The sequence below is a fragment of the Flavimobilis soli genome, assembly GCF_002564025.1.
Lineage (GTDB): Bacteria > Actinomycetota > Actinomycetes > Actinomycetales > Cellulomonadaceae > Flavimobilis > Flavimobilis soli.
The window spans coordinates 2,112,563-2,127,154 of record NZ_PDJH01000001.1 but is presented as its reverse complement, the minus strand read 5'-3'; the positions used below and the strand labels follow the sequence as shown (position 1 = coordinate 2,127,154).

Here is a 14,592-nt window from a genome sequence, read left to right as displayed (position 1 = left end):
GCCCCCGCGGCCCGCGGACCTCAGCCCACCGGCACCGCGACGTCGGTCCGCTGCTCCTCGTGCGGCGGGTACGTGATCTCGCGGTTCGGGCCGCACGGTTCGGCGCCACCCGCGCCGTCGAGCGTGAAGCGACCGGACGACAGCGCGTCGTGGACCTCGACCATGCGAGCGAAGCCGACGGCGTCGGGCGGGCCCGGGACCGTGACGACGGCCAGGGTCGCGGCAGGCTCGACGCGCAGCACGCTGCCGCGTGCGGGTCGCAGCGGCGCGACGACGGGGACGCACGTCTCGACCTCGCCGTCGCCGTCGGGCGTCACGCGTCCGCGGTAGACGGTGAACACGGGGCCTGCGACGTCGTCGGGCGTGAGCTGTTCGAAGAGCGTGCCAGCGCTGCGCCGCAGCGCGTCCGGGAGCCCGGCCGCGTCCGTCCGGCACGTGACGGTCAGGACGAGCTGCTCGGGGACCTCCCTGCGCGCCGCTGCGAGCGCGGGCAGGTCTTCTCCCGCAAGACGGCGGCGCACGAGCTCGGCGAGCGGCGCGCGGCCTGCGTGCGTGGCCTGCTCCTGCGCCCACCACCGGTCGAACTCCCCGAGGACGCCGCCCGGGTCGGTCGGGGCGGAGGCGTCGTCCGCGTCGAGGAGCTCGGCGACGACGCCGAGCGGCGCGCCGAGCGACCGGAGCAGCGCGATCAACCGTGCGCGGTCCACCTGCGTGCGGTCGAACAGCCGCCACCCCTCGGACGTGCGTGCGGGGTGCAGGAGCCCGCGCTCGTCGTAGAGCCGGACGGCCTTGGTCGTGAGCCCGGCAGCCCGGGCGAGGTCTCCGGTCGTGAGCCGGTCGGCGGATGCGTAGTTCGTCATGCCGTGGACGCTAGGCCCTGCCCCAGGGGAAGGGGCAACACGGGTTCACGCAGGGCTCGGCAGGAGGGAGGCGAGGCGCTTCTTGCCCTTGTTGGTCCTGACGATCCAGGCGACGTCCGGGTCGGCGACGTCGAGGGCACCGAACGTGGGCAGGCCCGCGGCCGGGTCGGCAGCGACAGCCACGCTCCAGCGTCAGGGCCGCGACGCAGCGCGGCGATGCGCGCGGTCAGGCGCTGGCACAGAGCGAGCGCGGCGGCCGTCGCCTGGGGGCCGCGGAGCAGTCGTGGCTCGCAGACGGCGGCGACGGCGGCACGCCCGACGAGCGGGTCGGGGTCGTCTGCCCACTCCTCCGCATGCACGAGCAGCGCGGGCAGGTCCCTGTCGCCAAGGAGCTGCAGGCCGATCGCGACACCCTCCCGGACGCGCCAGCGCTCGTCCGAGGCGAGGGCTCGCGCGCGGGCCGCGACGGCCGGGTCGTCGGCCCGCCGCCCGAGCGCGGCTGCGGCGCACATTACGAGGTACTCGTCGCCCGAGTCCAGGAGCGCATCGATCGTGGCTTGCGAGGCGAGCTCCGCCACGGCGTCGACGAGCGGGAGGTTCGCGCGCGGGCCGGGCAGCCCTGAGTGCTCGCTCAGGAAGGCTGGCCAGTCTCCCGGTGCGCGTCCCTGCAGCTCGTCGTGCCATCCGGCAGCTCGTGACATGCGTCGACCGTACGCCGTGCCGGGCCGCGGCGGGTGAGGCGGTCACGCGAGCACCACCGCAGCCGGACCCGCCCGGTGGCGGATCCTGCGCCACACGATCGTTGCCCGGGCGGCACCGCAGCGATACGGTCATGGCACGCCGCACACACGGGTGCGACGCACCGGCATCCCCACGTGTCGACGACGACGCTCCGCTGGTTCGGGGACGGTCTGAGCCACGCGGGGCATCGGCCAAAGGGGCAGCTGATGATCATCGAAGGTTCTCCGCTCGCAACCGTTCTCGACCCGACCCATCGTGACCTTGCTATCGCCCTTCTGCGCAGCTACTTCGCGCCGGGCGCGTTCGAGGGTGCGCACTTCGAGCGCCTCGCGGGGGGCGGCGACCGCCCGGAGGTGCAGGACGAGTTCACGTCCGACGACCTCGTCGCGATCACCATGCTGGGGGTGACGCTGAAGCCCGCTGCTGCGCTCGAGATCTTGGAGGTACGCCGGGACTCGCTGCGTGCAGCTCTGGCGGCCATCCCCAACGGCGTCCACCTCACATCGCTGGGTGCCGAGGAGATCGGCCCTGACTGGCCTGTGCGCCGACTCCTGGACGCCCTTGTGGCGATCCCCGGTATCGGGACCACGAAAGCGACGAAGCTCATGGCGCGAAAGCGGCCGCACCTCGTCCCGATCCTCGACTCAGTCGTGAACGAGACGCTCTCGATCACGAAGGAAAGGTACTGGGGGCCGTTGCACGCCTGGCTGACGGCTGACGATGGAGCCAACGCGTCCTATCTGGAGGCTCTGCGCGAAGACGCAGGGATCGGCTCGGACATCTCAGTTCTGCGCGTCTTCGACATCCTCGCCTGGCGCACCGGCCGCGGTGACGCGGGGAGGACTGCTAGCTGACCCGCGGCGGGTGAGGCGGTCGGTGAGGGCCGCGAGGGTGGCGCCTGCGACGGCGACCGCGAGGTCGCGGGGGACGAACGTCGAGCCGAGCAGGAGGTGGGCAGGCGCCCACAGGTCGCCGACGCGGGCGGGCAGTCCCGTGAGCTGGACGAGCTCGACCGTGACGCCGAGCACGGCGGCGGCCATGACGAGCGTCGCGGTCCGCCAACGCGGCGCGAGGAGCGCGAGCAGGAGGTAGAGCAGGACGGCGTAGAGCAGCCCGCCGACGATGTCGCCCACGAGCCCCGGCAGCGACCGTCCGAGCAGACCTGCGACGACGACGACCGCCATGACAGCGAGGAGGCGCAGGCGGGACCGAGCTCGGGGACTGTGCATGCGCGCCAGTGAACCACGTGGTTCGTTGCCGTCAGCGGTCGGTCGCAGTACCGTCGACACGGTTCGCGCCCATCGGGGGCGCGCTGCTGGCCGGGGCAACCGGCCGGAACACGGGGGCTCCACCATGGCATCGATCTCCTTCGTCCTCCTGATCGCGGGTGGCATCGCCGCCGTCGCTGTCGTCGCCGGGGTGGTCGCCATCGCGGTCGTCGCGTCGCGGCGCGAGAAGGAGTAGCGGTCCCCGTCCTAGGCCGGGGGAGGGACCTCGGTCGCGTTCGTCCCGTGCGCCGCGACGCGGTGCGCGCGGCCGTCTGCTTGTCCGTCGCGCTCGTCGGCCTGCTGGCGGTTCCGTTCCTCCCTGATCCTGAGGCGGCTCCCACCGACGTGGCGCCCGGCTTCCGCGACGCGGCGTGGTGGGTGGTCCTCGCCGCGGTGACCGTGCAGGCGGTCGCACTCGCGTGGGCGAGCTCCGCCCCGGCGCGTGTGCTCGTGGTGGTCGCGGGTGTGCCGCTGCTCGCGGCGGTCGCCGGGACGGGCGGCCTCGCCGGGATGACGACGCTCGCGGTGATGGTCGCGGCGTACGTCGCGGTGGTCTCGAGACCGTGGGCGGAGGTGCGGCCCGCAGTGGTCGCGGCCGTCGCGCTGACCGTCGTGACGCACGCAGTCGCCGGGCTGCGGGACGGCATGTTCGAGCCGCTGCTCGCGGTGACCGCCGCCGTGGGACAGGGAGTGGTCGTCGTGGGCGGGCCCGCGCTCGTCGCGCTACTGGTCGCGTCCCGGCGGGCGGTCGCCCGGTCGCGCGAGCAGGAGCTCGCGGCGCTCGCCCGCGAGCGCGACGCGCTCGTCCGGGAGGCCCGCGCGCAGGAGCGCACGGCCATGGCGCGCGAGCTGCACGACATCGCGGCCCACCACCTGTCGGGGATCGCCGTCATGTCGGCGGCGATCGAGCGGCAGGTCACGAGCGACCCTGCGGCTGCGCAGGAGGGGGTGCGTCAGGTGCGCACCCAGAGCACGGCGGTCCTGCGGGACCTGCGCCGGCTCGTCGGTCTCCTGCGAGAGGACGACGCCGCAGAGCTGGGTGTCGAGGCGCTCGCGGGGGTGGCGGAGCTCGTCGCGCAGGCGCAGGGGCGCGGGGTCGCCGTCGAGCTCGTCGTGCTGCCCGTCGAGGGCGGGCCGGGCATCGCGGCGGGCATCGGCCCGCTCGCCCAGCTCACGGCTTACCGGCTCGTGCAGGAGTCGCTCGCGAACGCGTCGCGGCACGCGCCCGGCGCGCCGTGCGTGGTGACGCTCGACGGCCGCGACCCGGCCGCCGTCGTCGTGTCCGTTCGCAACGACGCCGCGACGACCGCTCCGGACCTCGACGGCTCGGGAGGTTTCGGCCTCGTCGGCATGCGTGAGCGCGCCGCGCTCACCGGCGCCGACCTGCGCTACGGCCCGACGGTCGACGGCGGCTGGGACGTCACCCTCCGCCTGCCTCGCGACCCCGACACCGCACCTGAACCCACCCCCACGGACGAGGAGACGCCGTGATCCGCATCATCGTCGCTGACGACCAGCCGCTCGTCCGGGCTGGCCTGACCGCCCTCCTCGGCTCGGAGCCGGACATCGAGGTGGTGGGCGTCGCGTCCGACGGCGACGAGGCGGTCACGCTCGCGCGCGAGCTGCGGCCCGACGTCGCGTGCCTCGACATCCGCATGCCGGGCCGCGACGGGATCAGCGCGACGCGCGCGCTGTGCGGGCCCGACGTCGAGGACCCGGTCCCGGTGCTCGTCCTGACGACGTTCGACCTCGACGACTACGTGTTCGGTGCGCTCGAGGCTGGCGCGTCGGGATTTCTGCTGAAGGACGCCGAGCCGCACGAGATGGTCGCCGCTGTCCGCTCGATCGCGGCGGGTCACGGCACGCTCGACCAGAGCCTGACGCGACGGGTCCTGCGGGAGTTCGCCGAGCGACGTCGTACGCAGCCTGTCTCGGCGCAGCGTGGGTCCGAGCTGCTCACGGCCCGCGAGACGGACATCCTGCTGCTGCTCGCGCAGGGCATGTCGAACGAGGAGATCGCGCGCGAGCTCGTCGTCGAGGTGTCGACCGTGAAGTCGCACCTCGCGCGGATGCTGCCGAAGATCGGCGTCCGGTCGCGGCTGCAGGCAGTCGTGTGGGCGTACCAGAACCGGGTCGTCACGGTCCCCGACGAGGCCTGAACGACCGCTTGCATCGAAAGATGCAAGCCGCGCAGTTGCGTCCTGAGCCGCCAGACCGCGCCCCTCCCCCGCTCCTAGCGTCGAGATCGACGGAAAACACGTCCCCTCGACCACTCGGAGCACACCATGTCCTTCATCACCGCCCCCGCCCCGCCGGACACGAGCACCGCCGTCCGCCTCGTCCAGGTCCGCAAGACGTACCCGAACGGGCTCGACCAGACCGAGGCGCTCGCCTCCGTGTCCGTGGCTCTGCGTCCCGGTTCCTTCACCGCGATCATGGGCCCGTCCGGGTCCGGCAAGTCGACCTTCCTCAACTGCGCGGCAGGGCTGGACCGCCCGACGAGCGGGCACGTCGTCGTCGGCGACGTCGACCTCACGACGCTCAGGCCGGACGCCCTCACGCAGTTCCGCCGCCGCCACATCGGCTTCGTCTTCCAGGCGTACAACCTCGTCGGGCACCTGACGGTCGCGCAGAACGTCCAGCTGCCGCTGCTGCTCGACGGCCGCCGCCCCGACCAGGCGTGGCAGGACCACCTGATGCACGCCGTCGGGCTCGACGGCATGGCGGACCGCCTGCCGGGCCAGCTCTCGGGCGGACAGGCGCAGCGCGTCGCGATCGCGCGGGCGCTCATCACGCGGCCGACGGTCGTGTTCGCCGACGAGCCCACGGGCGCGCTCGACTCGCACACAGGCCAGCAGGTCCTCGACGTGCTCCAGGGAGCGGTGCGCGATCTCGGGCAGACGCTCGTCCTCGTGACGCACGACCCGCGCGTCGCGGCGGTCGCCGACCAGGTGCTGTTCCTCGCGGACGGGCACGTCGTCGGGCACCTCGAGCAGCCGACGACCGAGCTGGTCGCCGAGCACCTTCTCGCTGCGGCGGGGCGGTGACGACCATGTGGTTTTTCTCCCGTTCCTCCGCCCGCGCGAACCGCGCGAGCCTCGCCGGCAGCGCGATCATCGTCGCGCTCGCGTCGGCGCTCCTGAGCGCGACCGGCGTCCTCCTCGAGTCGGGTGTTCGCACCGGCGCTGCGTCCGACACGGTCGGCGGCAGCGCGATGCTGCTCGCGATGGTCGCGAGCTCGTTCGCCGGCACGACCGTCCTGATCGTGATCTTCATGCTGTCGTCGACGATCGCGGGCGCGTTGCGCCAGCGGCGTCGCGAGTTCGCGCTGCTGCGCGCGATCGGCGCGACGGGCCGCCAGGTCCGTTCGCTCGTCACGCGCGAGGTGCTGATGATCGTCGCGGTCGCGGCTCCGCTCGGTGCTGTCCCGGGCCTGTTCGGCTCGCGGCTGCTGACGCCGGCGCTCGAGTCGAGCGGCATCGTGCCCCGCGGTTTCGAGCTGACGCTCTCCCCGATCCCCGTCGCCGCGACGCTGCTGCTCCTCGTGCCGACGGCCGTGCTCGCCGCGCGCCTCGCCGGCCGCGAGGCGGTCCGCACGAGCCCGACGGCCGCGGTCCAGCAGAGCCAGGCTGAGCCCACGCGCATCGGCCAGGGCCGCATCGCCACCGCGATCGTGCTCACGGCGAGCGGCGTCGTCCTCGCGCTCACGCCGTTCTTCCTCCCCGGCATCGGGGGCACGATGGCGGGCGTCATGTCCGCGTTCCTGCTCATCACGGCGGGTGCGCTCGCCGGTCCGGCGATCGTCGCGTGGCTCGCGGAGCGCGGTCTGCGCGCGACGGCGCCGCTCGGCTGGGCGAGCGGTCACCTAGCCCTCGCGAACGCGCGCGGCTTCTCGCGCCGTCTGACGACGGCGGTCGTGCCGCTCGCGCTGCTCGTCGCGCTCGGCACGGTGCAGTCGTCGTTCGACCGCACGACGGTCGCCGCGGCGGGCGAGCAGCTCGCCGCCGGTCTGCACGCGGACCTCGTCGTCGACGCCTCGGGCGGTACGACGGCGGAGCAGGTCGCCGCCGTCCCCGGCGTCACCGCGACCCTCACGACGGCCTCGATCCCCGCGGACGTGAAGATCGAGGACGACGACGAGGAGATGCCGCTCTTCGACTCGCTCTCCTGGGAGGCGGGCGCGCTGACCGTCCTGCCGAGCGGCGTCGGCTCGGACGTCCTCGACCTCGACGTGCGCGAAGGCTCGGTCGCGGCGCTCGACGACGCCGACACGGTCGCGCTGGGCCGCGACGCCCTGTTCGGCACGGGCAAGGGCTACGGCGACACGATCGAGGTGCGCTGGCCCGACGGCGTCGAGCGCGAGGCGACCATCGTCGCGCTCTACGAGCGGTCGCTCGGCTTCGGCGACCTCGTGGTCGGCGAGGCGACGCTCAACGCGCACGGCCTGACGGCGCAGCCCGCCTCGATCCTCGTGCAGACCGCGCCGAGCGAGACGGACGACGTCGAGCAGCAGCTCGCCGCGCTCGGCGCACCTGTGAGCGACGTCGCCGCGCACGTCGAGGCCGTCAAGGGCTCGGGTGCCTCGACGCAGGACCTGTCGATGATCCTGCTGCTCGCGCTCCTCGGCTTCGTGACGCTCGCCGGGGCGAACACGCTAGCGATGCTCTCGGGGCAGCGCGGGGGCGAGCTGGCGCTCCTGCGCCGCACGGGCGCGACGGGTCGCCAGCTCACCTCGATGGTCGTCGTCGAGGCGGGGTTCGTCATCGGTGCGGCCGTGCTGCTCGGCACGGTCGCCGTCCTCCCCGCCCTGGTGGGCGCGGGCTACGGGATGCTCGGGACGCCCCTGCCGGTGGTCGACTGGGCGATGTACGGCGGGCTCGCGGCGGTCGTCGCCGTGGTCGCGGTCGTGACGACCGTGCCGGTCACTCTGCGGCGAGCCTCGCGTTGAGCGTGTCCCTCGCCTGCTGAGCGACCGGGCGGACGCTCTTGTCACGGTCGGAGAAGTGCCTCGCGATCACGGCGTGGTGCTCGGCGGTGCCCTGCGCGGCAAGTGCGCGCAGGGCAGCGCTGCGCACGCGGGCGTTCTCGTCGTCGGTCAGGCGCACCAGCTCGGGCGCGGCAGGGATGCCGCGCTCGAGCACGACGCGTGCGCACATCTCGCGCACGCGCCACGCCTGGTTGCTCAGGCCCGTGAGGACGAGGGGTGCCGCGGCGTCGTCCCAGACGTGGAGCAGCGTGCGGGCACCCCACAGCTCGGGCCAGTACAGGGCGGGGGCGCCGTCGAGGATGCCGAGGCCGTGCCGGCCGCCCGCGTACAGGAGGAAGTCCTTCCCCGCGTTCTCGCCGCGCAGCAGGGCGAGCGCGTTGGCCACCACCTTCTCCTCGCCGTAGTGGTCGACGGCGGCGCGCAGGCGCTCCCCCGTCGGCAGGTCGAGGGGGATGTCGGGGTGGGGGTTCAGCTTCTTCTCCATGATGGGTCCAGCCTAGGCGCGGTCTGACGCGGCGGCTCCGGCGTAGTCCTCGGGGAGGGTCCGCTAGGCCCTGGGGATGAGGGTCGGCGGCCGCGGATGATCCCTGCGGCCGACGCGCGGGTGCGGGCGCGCTTGGTGGGATGAAGTCATGACCGCGACTCTCCTCTCGCCCGCCACGACCGCCCGCCGCGGTGCGCTGCCGGTGGTGTTCGTCCTCGCCGCGAGCTGGTCGCTCGGGTTCGCGACGTTCCACGCGCAGGGCTGGCTGCCCGAGGCGCTCGCGCCGTTCGCCAACTCGGCGAGCGGCTGGACGCTGCTGACGGCGTGCCTCGTCGCGATCGCGCGCCCGACGGCGAAGGCGGGCGCCGCGCTCGGCGCGGCGAGCTTCGTGCTCCTCGTGCTGGGGTACGCGGCGGCGGCCGATGTCGCGGACCTGTACTACAGCCCCGTGCGGTTCGGCCTGATCGGGCTCGCGGTCGGGCCGTTCGTGGGCGCTGCGGCGTCGTCCCTGCGTCGCGGCGGGCGCGGCGCGGGCGCGGCGACCGCCCTGCTGAGCGGTATCGGGCTCGGCGAGGCGTTCTACGGCGTGACCGAGGTGGCCGGAACGACGGGCCTGACGTACTGGCTCGCGGCCGGCGTGGGCGCGCTCGCGCTCCTCGGCGGGATGTTCGCGACGCGGCTGCGGAGCCGCGACGCGCGGATCGTCGCGGGCGTGGGCGCCGTGATCGTGGCGGCCGCGTTCGTCGTGGCCTACCGCTCGCTCGGCGGCGCGTGAGTCAGGACTCCGGGTCCTCCACGGTGCCCGTCGCAGGGTCCGCACCCGTCGGGGCGTAGCGGCGCTGCACCGCGCCCGAGGAACCGGCGACGGGCGGCTCGAGGAGCCGGAGCCCGGAGGCGCGGGCCCCGTCGGGGAACACCTTCTTCCCCTCGCCGAGGACGACGGGGTAGACCCACAGCGTCAGGACGTCGAAGAGCCGTTCGGCGAGGAGCGTCTGGACGAAGTTGATGCTGCCGATGACGTGCGTGCTCTCGTGGCGGTCCCGCAACGCCGTGACCTCGGCGACGAGGTCGGGGCCGAGGAGCGACGAGCCCTCCCAGGAGAGCTCGGGGTTGCCGCGGCTCGCGACGTACTTGGGGACGGCGTTGAGCTGGATCCCGACGTCCGCGCGGTGGTGCGGCCAGTACGCCGCGAAGATCTCGTAGGTGCGGCGGCCGAGGAGGAGCGCGTCCATCGTCTCAATGCCGGCGGAGACGGACTCACCGATCAGCTCGTCCATGTGCGGGGCCTGCCAGCCGCCGAAGCGGAAGTCGCCGTCGAGGTCTTCCTCGGGCCCTCCGGGCGCCTGCGCGACACGGGGCGCGTTCGCCGAGGCCGCGCGCTGGTTCGTCGCGACGACCGAGCACGCCCGCGGGCGCTGGGACGAGCCGGGGCTCGGCGAGTGGGACGTCTGCGCGCTCGTCGGGCACACGAGCCGGTCGCTCCTCACGGTCGAGCAGTACCTCGACGTCCCGGCGGAGCGGGTCGACGTCGAGACCGCGGCAGGCTACCTGCGTGCGACGAGAGCGATCGCGGCGGGGCCCGACGTCGCGGAGCGCGGCCGCGCGGCGGGCGCGGCTCTCGGCGACGACCCGGCCGAGCCGGCGGCGCATGCGCTCGCCCTCGTCGGCGAGACGGCGGCGGGGACGGAGGCCGCCGTGCCCCTCATCCTCGCGGCCACCGGCCGCACGGGACTGCCGGACGGGTTCACGATCCTGTGAACCCACGCCCACGCAGCCCCGACGAGCCGCGTAGCATGTCCACGGCGGCACGGCCCCCGCGACGATCCTCGGACGTCCGGACCGCGCCCCGGGCCTCTAGCTCAGTTGGTAGAGCATCGGACTTTTAATCCGCGGGTCGTGGGTTCGAGCCCCACGGGGCCCACCGCAACCGCTCTCCTGCGGCTACTCGCAGACGATGCCGTCGCCGTCGCGGTCCCGGTAGAAGTGGTACTCCGGGTCGGTGCTCGCGTAATACGGGCCGTAGCCGTGCGACTTCGCCTCCTTGCACGTGCCGAAGTTCGGGTCGGTCTTCTCGACCTTCGGCGCGGGCTTCTTCGTCGCCTTCGGCTTCGAGGTCTTGGGCTTGGCGGTCGTGGGCTTGGACGTCGGCTTCGGCGCAGCCTTGACCGGCTTGTCACCCGTGACCGTCACCTTGAGTGCCGCGTCGGCGGTCGGCAGCGGCTCGCCCGGGCACGCCGCGAGGACGCGGGTCATCGCGTCCTTCTCAGCACTCGTCACCCACAGGTCGTAGGCGCGCTTCACCGCGATCTGGCGGGCGACGTACTGGCAGCGGAACGCCTTGTTCGGCGGCAGCCACGTCGCGGCGTCACCGTCGCCCTTCTGCGAGTTGAGCGGGCCGTCGACCGCGAGCAGGTTGAGCGGGTCGTTGCCGAACGACGCGAACGTCGCGTCGTCCCATGCCTGGGCGCCCTTCTGCCACGCGTCCGACAGCGCGACGACATGGTCGATCTGCACCGCGTTCGACGACGACGTCCCTCGCGTGAACGCGATCCGCAGCGAGGAGTACGGGTCGTCGAGCTTCCCGGAGAGGACGACGCACCCGTGCGTCCCGCCGTCGATCGTGACGTCGCGCAGGTCGCGCCGCAGGATGTCGTTACGGGTGTCGCAGCCGTTCCGGTCGAGGTCGACAGCGCGGTACCGGAAGCGGTCGCGGTCGTAACCCGTCTTCGGGGCACGGCCCTTGACCCGCAGCTGTGCGAGCGCACCCTCGGCCGTGGTTACGTCCGTGACGGGCTCCGCCTCGACGGAGGGCGACGGCGCAGGCGTCTCGAGCACCTGGGTGCTGTTCGCGGTCTCCGTGGCCTCCGGCGACGGTGTCGCGACGGTGGGCGACGGCGTCGCCTCGGCCGGCGGCGCCGGGTTGGGCGAGGGCGAAGGCAACGGCTGCGTCGTCGTCGGCGCAGCCGCGGGTGCCTCGGTGGCGGCACGTTCGGGCGCCGCGACCGATGGCGCGTCGGTCTCCGACGTCTCGACGAGAGGGCTGCCGACGACGAGCGCGACCGTAGCCGCGATGGCGATCAGCGCATTGCCGCCCCGCCGCCGCCCCTTGAGGACCTGGCGCCTGCGGACGCTCGCGACGATCGTCCACACGAGCGCTGCGGTGCCGCCCAGGACGAGGAGACCGCCGATGCCGCTCGTGAGCCCGAGCAGGGCGCACGCCGCGACGGTGACCGTGAAGCCGAGCGGGAACGGCCTCGCGTCCACTGCTCCGGTGGATCTGCCGTGCTCGACCATCTCAGTGCCCTTCGTCGCGCTTCTCACCAGGCTTATCGGCATGACGACCAGCGGCGATGAGAGCCCCGCCCTCACGGTCGCCAGCCCGCGAGACGACCCGTTCACCGTGAGCGCACAACGCTGGCACTCGGCACACGAGAGTGCTAAAACAGAGGTGTAGCCAGCCCGTCCGCGGGTAGCCGCTGACGGGCGTTCGACGACGGCCTCGAAGGTCGAGGCCGTCCTTCGAGGAGGTGGTGAACATGGCTACGCGTTGGGACCCGTTCCAGGAGATGGACCGGTTGATGTCGTCGGTCCTGTCGAGCACCCGCAACTCCGCGGTCATGCCCATGGACCTGCTCCGCGAAGAGGACCACTACGTCCTGGCGGTCGACCTTCCCGGCGCCGATCCCGGGACCATCGACGTCTCGGTCGAGGACACCATGCTGACGATCCGCGCCGAGCGCACCGCACGGTCGTCGAGCGCCGACTGGCTCGTCCGCGAGCGCCCGTCCGGCACGTTCGCGCGGCAGCTCCAGGTCGGTCGCGGCCTCGCGCTCGACCAGATCACCGCGAGCTACGCCGACGGCGTCCTGTCGCTGACCATCCCGGTGAGCGAGCAGGCCAAGCCGCGCAAGATCGAGGTGCAGCACGCCAGCACCCCGGCCCAGATCACCCAGGACGCTCCGGCAGCATCCTGACCCCGAACCACCGCGCCCCGTCCGGCAACTGCGCAGCCGGGCGGGGCGCGGCGTCGTCTGACGGTGGGAGACGAACGCGGCACGGCGCCCTCACGGCGCCGCACCCCGCGACGGTCAGAAGGCTCAGGCGTCGGGGCTGACCCGGACGAGCATCTTGCCGACGTTGCCGCCGCGCATCATGTCGAGGAACGCGTCGACCGCGTTCTCGACGCCGTCGACGATCGTCTCGTCGTACGCGACCTTGCCGCCCGCGAACCAGCCGGCCATCTTCTCGGTGAACTCAGGCGCGAGGTGGAACCAGCCGCCGAGCGTGAAGCCCTTGATGGTGAGGCTGCGCGTGATGACGTTGCCGATGTTGTCCGGGCCGGGCGCGGGCTCGGTGGAGTTGTAGGTGGAGATCGCGCCGCACAGGGCGATGCGCCCGCCGGTGTTCATGACGTCGAGTGCGGCCTCGAGGTGGTCGCCGCCGACGTTGTCGAAGAACACGTCGACGCCGTCGGGCACGAGGGCGGGCAGCTGCTCGCGGACGGGCGCGTCCTTGTAGTTGAGCGCGGCGTCGTACCCGTACTTCTCCGTGAGCAGCGCGACCTTCTCGGCCGAGCCTGCGGAGCCGACGACGCGCTTCGCGCCGAGGAGCCGGGCGATCTGCCCGGCGGCGGTGCCGACGGCGCCTGCGGCGCCGGAGACGAACACCGTGTCTCCCTCCTTGATCTGGGCGATCGCGGTGAGGCCGACGTATCCGGTGAGGCCGGTCATGCCGAGCATGCCGAGGCGCACGGAGAGCGGGACGCCCGGCAGCTCGGGCACCGAGCGGAACCGGCTCGCGTCGGCCTGGGCGACGTCGCGCCAGCCGAGGTCGTGCTGCACGAGTGTCCCGACGGGCAGGGAGTCGGCGGCAGACTCGACGACGCGGCCGATCGCGCCGCCCGTCATCGTCTCGCCGAGGGCGAAGGGCGGGATGTAGCTCTTCGTGTCGTTCATGCGGCCGCGCATGTACGGGTCGACGGAGAGGAAGGCGTTGGCGACGCGGACCTCGCCGGGGGCGAGGTCGCCGAGCTCGACGGTGACCGTGCGGAAGTTCTCGGGGGTGGGCCACCCGTGGGGACGGGAGACGAGCTGGACCTGGGTGCTGGCTGCGTGGGTCATGTTCTGCTTTCGTTCCGTTTCAGAGTGCGAGGCCAAGGGCGAGGGCGAGGACGCCGAGCGCGGGTGCGAGGCCCTGCTTGAGCGCTGCCGAGGCCTTGTCGGGGCTCGAGAGGAGGAGGACGAGGGCGGCGGCGGCCATCGAGCCGGCGCCTGTGAGGACGAGGGTCGCGCCGACGGCGGTCTGCCCGGCTGCGTAGAGGACGATGCCGAGCGCGACGGCGATCGCGAGGAACAGGTTGTAGAAGCCCTGGTTGAACGCGAGCTGCTGCTGCACGGCCGCCTGCTCCACGGTGCCGGTGCCGAAGACGGCGCGGGCGCGGGCGCTCGTCCAGGCGATCGACTCGAGATAGAAGATGAAGACGTGCACGAGGGCGGCGACGCCTGCGAGCACGAGGCCAGCGATGACCATGGGGACTCCTCGGTTGAGCGCGCCCTGCGCGCCGTTAGTGGACTGATCGATCTAGAATATACTGGATCGATCAGTTCACCACCAGGAGGGTCACATGGGCCGCACCCAGACGTTCGACACGAACGAGGTCGTCCGCGCCGCCCGCGCCGTCTTCTGGGAGCACGGCTACGAGAGCGCGTCGCTGCCCGAGCTCGAGCAGGCCACCGGGCTCTCCCGCTCGAGCATCTACCACGCGTTCGGCTCCAAGCGCGGCTTGTTCGACGCCGTCGTCGCGAGCTACCTCGACGAGATCGTGCGCCCGCGGCTGCGCGAGCTCACGCGGGACGACGCCGCCCCCGACGCCCTCGACGGCTACCTCGCCGGGCTGCAGGAGGCGCTGCGTCACGCCGGAGCCAACGGATGCCTCCTCCTGTGCGCGGCCAACGCCCCGATCGCCCGTGACGCCCAGGTCGCGACGACGATCGACTCCTACGCGACCGAGCTGCGCGCCGCCGTCGCCGCGGGCGTCGTCCGCCAAGCACCCGACCTGCCCGCCGAGCGGCACGAGACCCTCGCGACCGTGTGCTCAGGCCTCGTCATCGCAGCCCTCTCTCTCGTGCGGGTCAACCTCACGGCTGCGCTCGGCACCATCGACGCCGCCCGCGACCTGCTCCGCCAGCACGAACCGGCACCTCATCCATGACCGCCCGCGCGCGGACGTGACCCGCCCCACACCCGCGTGCA

At 73.1% G+C, this 14,592-nt stretch carries 17 protein-coding genes, 1 tRNA gene and 1 pseudogene; 10 read left to right on the top strand and 9 right to left on the bottom strand.

Going from position 1 to position 14,592, the window contains the following annotated elements; all coding sequences use genetic code 11:
* Positions 1–20 precede the first annotated feature (20 nt).
* From ATL41_RS09665 to ATL41_RS13740, 3 genes and pseudogenes are all read right to left on the bottom strand, one after another.
* Positions 21–860 (bottom strand): MerR family transcriptional regulator, encoded by an 840-nt coding sequence (locus tag ATL41_RS09665; protein ID WP_098458284.1) that lies wholly within the window; start codon positions 858–860, stop codon positions 21–23.
* 45 nt (positions 861–905) lie between these two features.
* The gene (locus ATL41_RS13400; protein WP_219810385.1) at positions 906–1,043 is read right to left on the bottom strand and encodes a hypothetical protein; all 138 of its coding nucleotides are present in this window, start codon (positions 1,041–1,043) and stop codon (positions 906–908) included.
* Positions 1,044–1,216: 173 nt separating this feature from the next.
* Positions 1,217–1,372 (bottom strand): annotated as a pseudogene (locus ATL41_RS13740) (HEAT repeat domain-containing protein); the annotation flags it as partial.
* Positions 1,373–1,807: 435 nt separating this feature from the next.
* Between ATL41_RS13740 and ATL41_RS09655 the strand changes: the two are divergent.
* On the top strand, positions 1,808–2,455 hold the full coding sequence (locus ATL41_RS09655) for a DUF6308 family protein (RefSeq protein WP_143556604.1): 648 nt from the start codon (positions 1,808–1,810) through the stop codon (positions 2,453–2,455).
* On the opposite strand, the gene ATL41_RS09650 is transcribed toward ATL41_RS09655, so the two are convergent.
* Positions 2,384–2,830: a DUF2809 domain-containing protein gene (locus tag ATL41_RS09650; protein WP_169924544.1), complete on the bottom strand. Its 447-nt coding sequence runs from the start codon at positions 2,828–2,830 to the stop codon at positions 2,384–2,386. The two genes, ATL41_RS09655 and ATL41_RS09650, sit on opposite strands and share 72 nt — an antisense overlap.
* Positions 2,831–3,112: 282 nt before the next feature.
* Here ATL41_RS09650 and ATL41_RS09645 point away from each other — a divergent pair, with 282 nt between their 5' ends.
* The 4 genes from ATL41_RS09645 (at position 3,113) to ATL41_RS09630 (ending at position 7,817) form a co-directional block, all read left to right on the top strand.
* Positions 3,113–4,360 carry a sensor histidine kinase gene (locus tag ATL41_RS09645; protein ID WP_098458281.1) on the top strand — a complete coding sequence of 416 codons (1,248 nt, stop codon included), beginning with the start codon at positions 3,113–3,115 and terminating at the stop codon, positions 4,358–4,360.
* Positions 4,357–5,028 carry a response regulator gene (locus ATL41_RS09640; protein ID WP_098458280.1) on the top strand — a complete coding sequence of 224 codons (672 nt, stop codon included), beginning with the start codon at positions 4,357–4,359 and terminating at the stop codon, positions 5,026–5,028. Before ATL41_RS09645 ends, ATL41_RS09640 begins: the two co-directional genes overlap by 4 nt.
* Positions 5,029–5,154: 126 nt before the next feature.
* Complete coding sequence (locus ATL41_RS09635) at positions 5,155–5,916, top strand: ABC transporter ATP-binding protein (RefSeq protein WP_098458279.1); 762 nt, start codon at positions 5,155–5,157, stop codon at positions 5,914–5,916.
* 5 nt (positions 5,917–5,921) lie between these two features.
* Positions 5,922–7,817 carry an FtsX-like permease family protein gene (locus tag ATL41_RS09630; RefSeq protein ID WP_143556603.1) on the top strand — a complete coding sequence of 632 codons (1,896 nt, stop codon included), beginning with the start codon at positions 5,922–5,924 and terminating at the stop codon, positions 7,815–7,817.
* On the opposite strand, the gene ATL41_RS09625 is transcribed toward ATL41_RS09630, so the two are convergent.
* On the bottom strand, positions 7,792–8,340 hold the full coding sequence (locus ATL41_RS09625; protein ID WP_098458277.1) for a HEAT repeat domain-containing protein: 549 nt from the start codon (positions 8,338–8,340) through the stop codon (positions 7,792–7,794). The genes ATL41_RS09630 and ATL41_RS09625 overlap by 26 nt on opposite strands.
* Before the next feature lie 148 nt (positions 8,341–8,488).
* On the opposite strand from ATL41_RS09625, the gene ATL41_RS09620 reads away from it, so the two are divergent.
* Positions 8,489–9,115, top strand: coding sequence for a DUF6518 family protein (locus ATL41_RS09620; protein WP_219810383.1), 627 nt, complete (start codon positions 8,489–8,491; stop codon positions 9,113–9,115).
* Position 9,116: 1 nt separating this feature from the next.
* Here the strand turns inward: ATL41_RS09620 and ATL41_RS09615 are convergent, their stop codons facing one another.
* Complete coding sequence (locus ATL41_RS09615) at positions 9,117–9,617, bottom strand: dihydrofolate reductase family protein (RefSeq protein WP_098458276.1); 501 nt, start codon at positions 9,615–9,617, stop codon at positions 9,117–9,119.
* Between ATL41_RS09615 and ATL41_RS09610 the strand changes: the two genes are divergently transcribed.
* Positions 9,616–10,098 (top strand): hypothetical protein, encoded by a 483-nt coding sequence (locus tag ATL41_RS09610; protein WP_181010244.1) that lies wholly within the window; start codon positions 9,616–9,618, stop codon positions 10,096–10,098. The two genes, ATL41_RS09615 and ATL41_RS09610, sit on opposite strands and share 2 nt — an antisense overlap.
* 90 nt (positions 10,099–10,188) lie before the next feature.
* Positions 10,189–10,261: transfer RNA gene (locus tag ATL41_RS09605), tRNA-Lys, on the top strand.
* A 20-nt stretch (positions 10,262–10,281) separates the two neighbouring features.
* On the opposite strand, the gene ATL41_RS09600 is transcribed toward ATL41_RS09605, so the two are convergent.
* Positions 10,282–11,604, bottom strand: a complete 1,323-nt coding sequence (locus ATL41_RS09600) for a GmrSD restriction endonuclease domain-containing protein (protein WP_245854738.1) — start codon at positions 11,602–11,604, stop codon at positions 10,282–10,284.
* A 272-nt stretch (positions 11,605–11,876) separates the two neighbouring features.
* On the opposite strand from ATL41_RS09600, the gene ATL41_RS09595 reads away from it, so the two are divergent.
* On the top strand, positions 11,877–12,314 hold the full coding sequence (locus ATL41_RS09595) for an Hsp20/alpha crystallin family protein (RefSeq protein WP_098458274.1): 438 nt from the start codon (positions 11,877–11,879) through the stop codon (positions 12,312–12,314).
* Between the two features lie 123 nt (positions 12,315–12,437).
* On the opposite strand, the gene ATL41_RS09590 is transcribed toward ATL41_RS09595, so the two are convergent.
* Positions 12,438–13,460 (bottom strand): NADP-dependent oxidoreductase, encoded by a 1,023-nt coding sequence (locus ATL41_RS09590; RefSeq protein ID WP_098458273.1) that lies wholly within the window; start codon positions 13,458–13,460, stop codon positions 12,438–12,440.
* Positions 13,461–13,479: 19 nt separating this feature from the next.
* Positions 13,480–13,869 (bottom strand): DUF1304 domain-containing protein, encoded by a 390-nt coding sequence (locus ATL41_RS09585; RefSeq protein ID WP_098458272.1) that lies wholly within the window; start codon positions 13,867–13,869, stop codon positions 13,480–13,482.
* A gap of 94 nt (positions 13,870–13,963) precedes the next feature.
* Here ATL41_RS09585 and ATL41_RS09580 point away from each other — a divergent pair, with 94 nt between their 5' ends.
* Entirely contained in the window at positions 13,964–14,551 is a 588-nt protein-coding gene (locus ATL41_RS09580) for a TetR/AcrR family transcriptional regulator (RefSeq protein ID WP_098458271.1), read from the top strand.
* The last annotated feature ends 41 nt before the right edge of the window (positions 14,552–14,592 follow it).

Bases quoted from the DNA above. Each gene is read 5' to 3' on its own strand.
- ATL41_RS09665 (WP_098458284.1), bottom strand. From the start codon at position 860: ATGACGAACTACGCATCCGCCGACCGGCTCACGACCGGAGACCTCGCC.
- ATL41_RS09655 (WP_143556604.1), top strand. From the start codon at position 1,808: ATGATCATCGAAGGTTCTCCGCTCGCAACCGTTCTCGACCCGACCCAT.
- ATL41_RS09650 (WP_169924544.1), bottom strand. From the start codon at position 2,830: ATGCACAGTCCCCGAGCTCGGTCCCGCCTGCGCCTCCTCGCTGTCATG.
- ATL41_RS09635 (WP_098458279.1), top strand. From the start codon at position 5,155: ATGTCCTTCATCACCGCCCCCGCCCCGCCGGACACGAGCACCGCCGTC.
- ATL41_RS09630 (WP_143556603.1), top strand. From the start codon at position 5,922: ATGTGGTTTTTCTCCCGTTCCTCCGCCCGCGCGAACCGCGCGAGCCTC.
- ATL41_RS09625 (WP_098458277.1), bottom strand. From the start codon at position 8,340: ATGGAGAAGAAGCTGAACCCCCACCCCGACATCCCCCTCGACCTGCCG.
- ATL41_RS09620 (WP_219810383.1), top strand. From the start codon at position 8,489: ATGACCGCGACTCTCCTCTCGCCCGCCACGACCGCCCGCCGCGGTGCG.
- ATL41_RS09610 (WP_181010244.1), top strand. From the start codon at position 9,616: ATGTGCGGGGCCTGCCAGCCGCCGAAGCGGAAGTCGCCGTCGAGGTCT.
- ATL41_RS09615 (WP_098458276.1), bottom strand. From the start codon at position 9,617: ATGGACGAGCTGATCGGTGAGTCCGTCTCCGCCGGCATTGAGACGATG.
- ATL41_RS09595 (WP_098458274.1), top strand. From the start codon at position 11,877: ATGGCTACGCGTTGGGACCCGTTCCAGGAGATGGACCGGTTGATGTCG.
- ATL41_RS09590 (WP_098458273.1), bottom strand. From the start codon at position 13,460: ATGACCCACGCAGCCAGCACCCAGGTCCAGCTCGTCTCCCGTCCCCAC.
- ATL41_RS09585 (WP_098458272.1), bottom strand. From the start codon at position 13,869: ATGGTCATCGCTGGCCTCGTGCTCGCAGGCGTCGCCGCCCTCGTGCAC.
- ATL41_RS09580 (WP_098458271.1), top strand. From the start codon at position 13,964: ATGGGCCGCACCCAGACGTTCGACACGAACGAGGTCGTCCGCGCCGCC.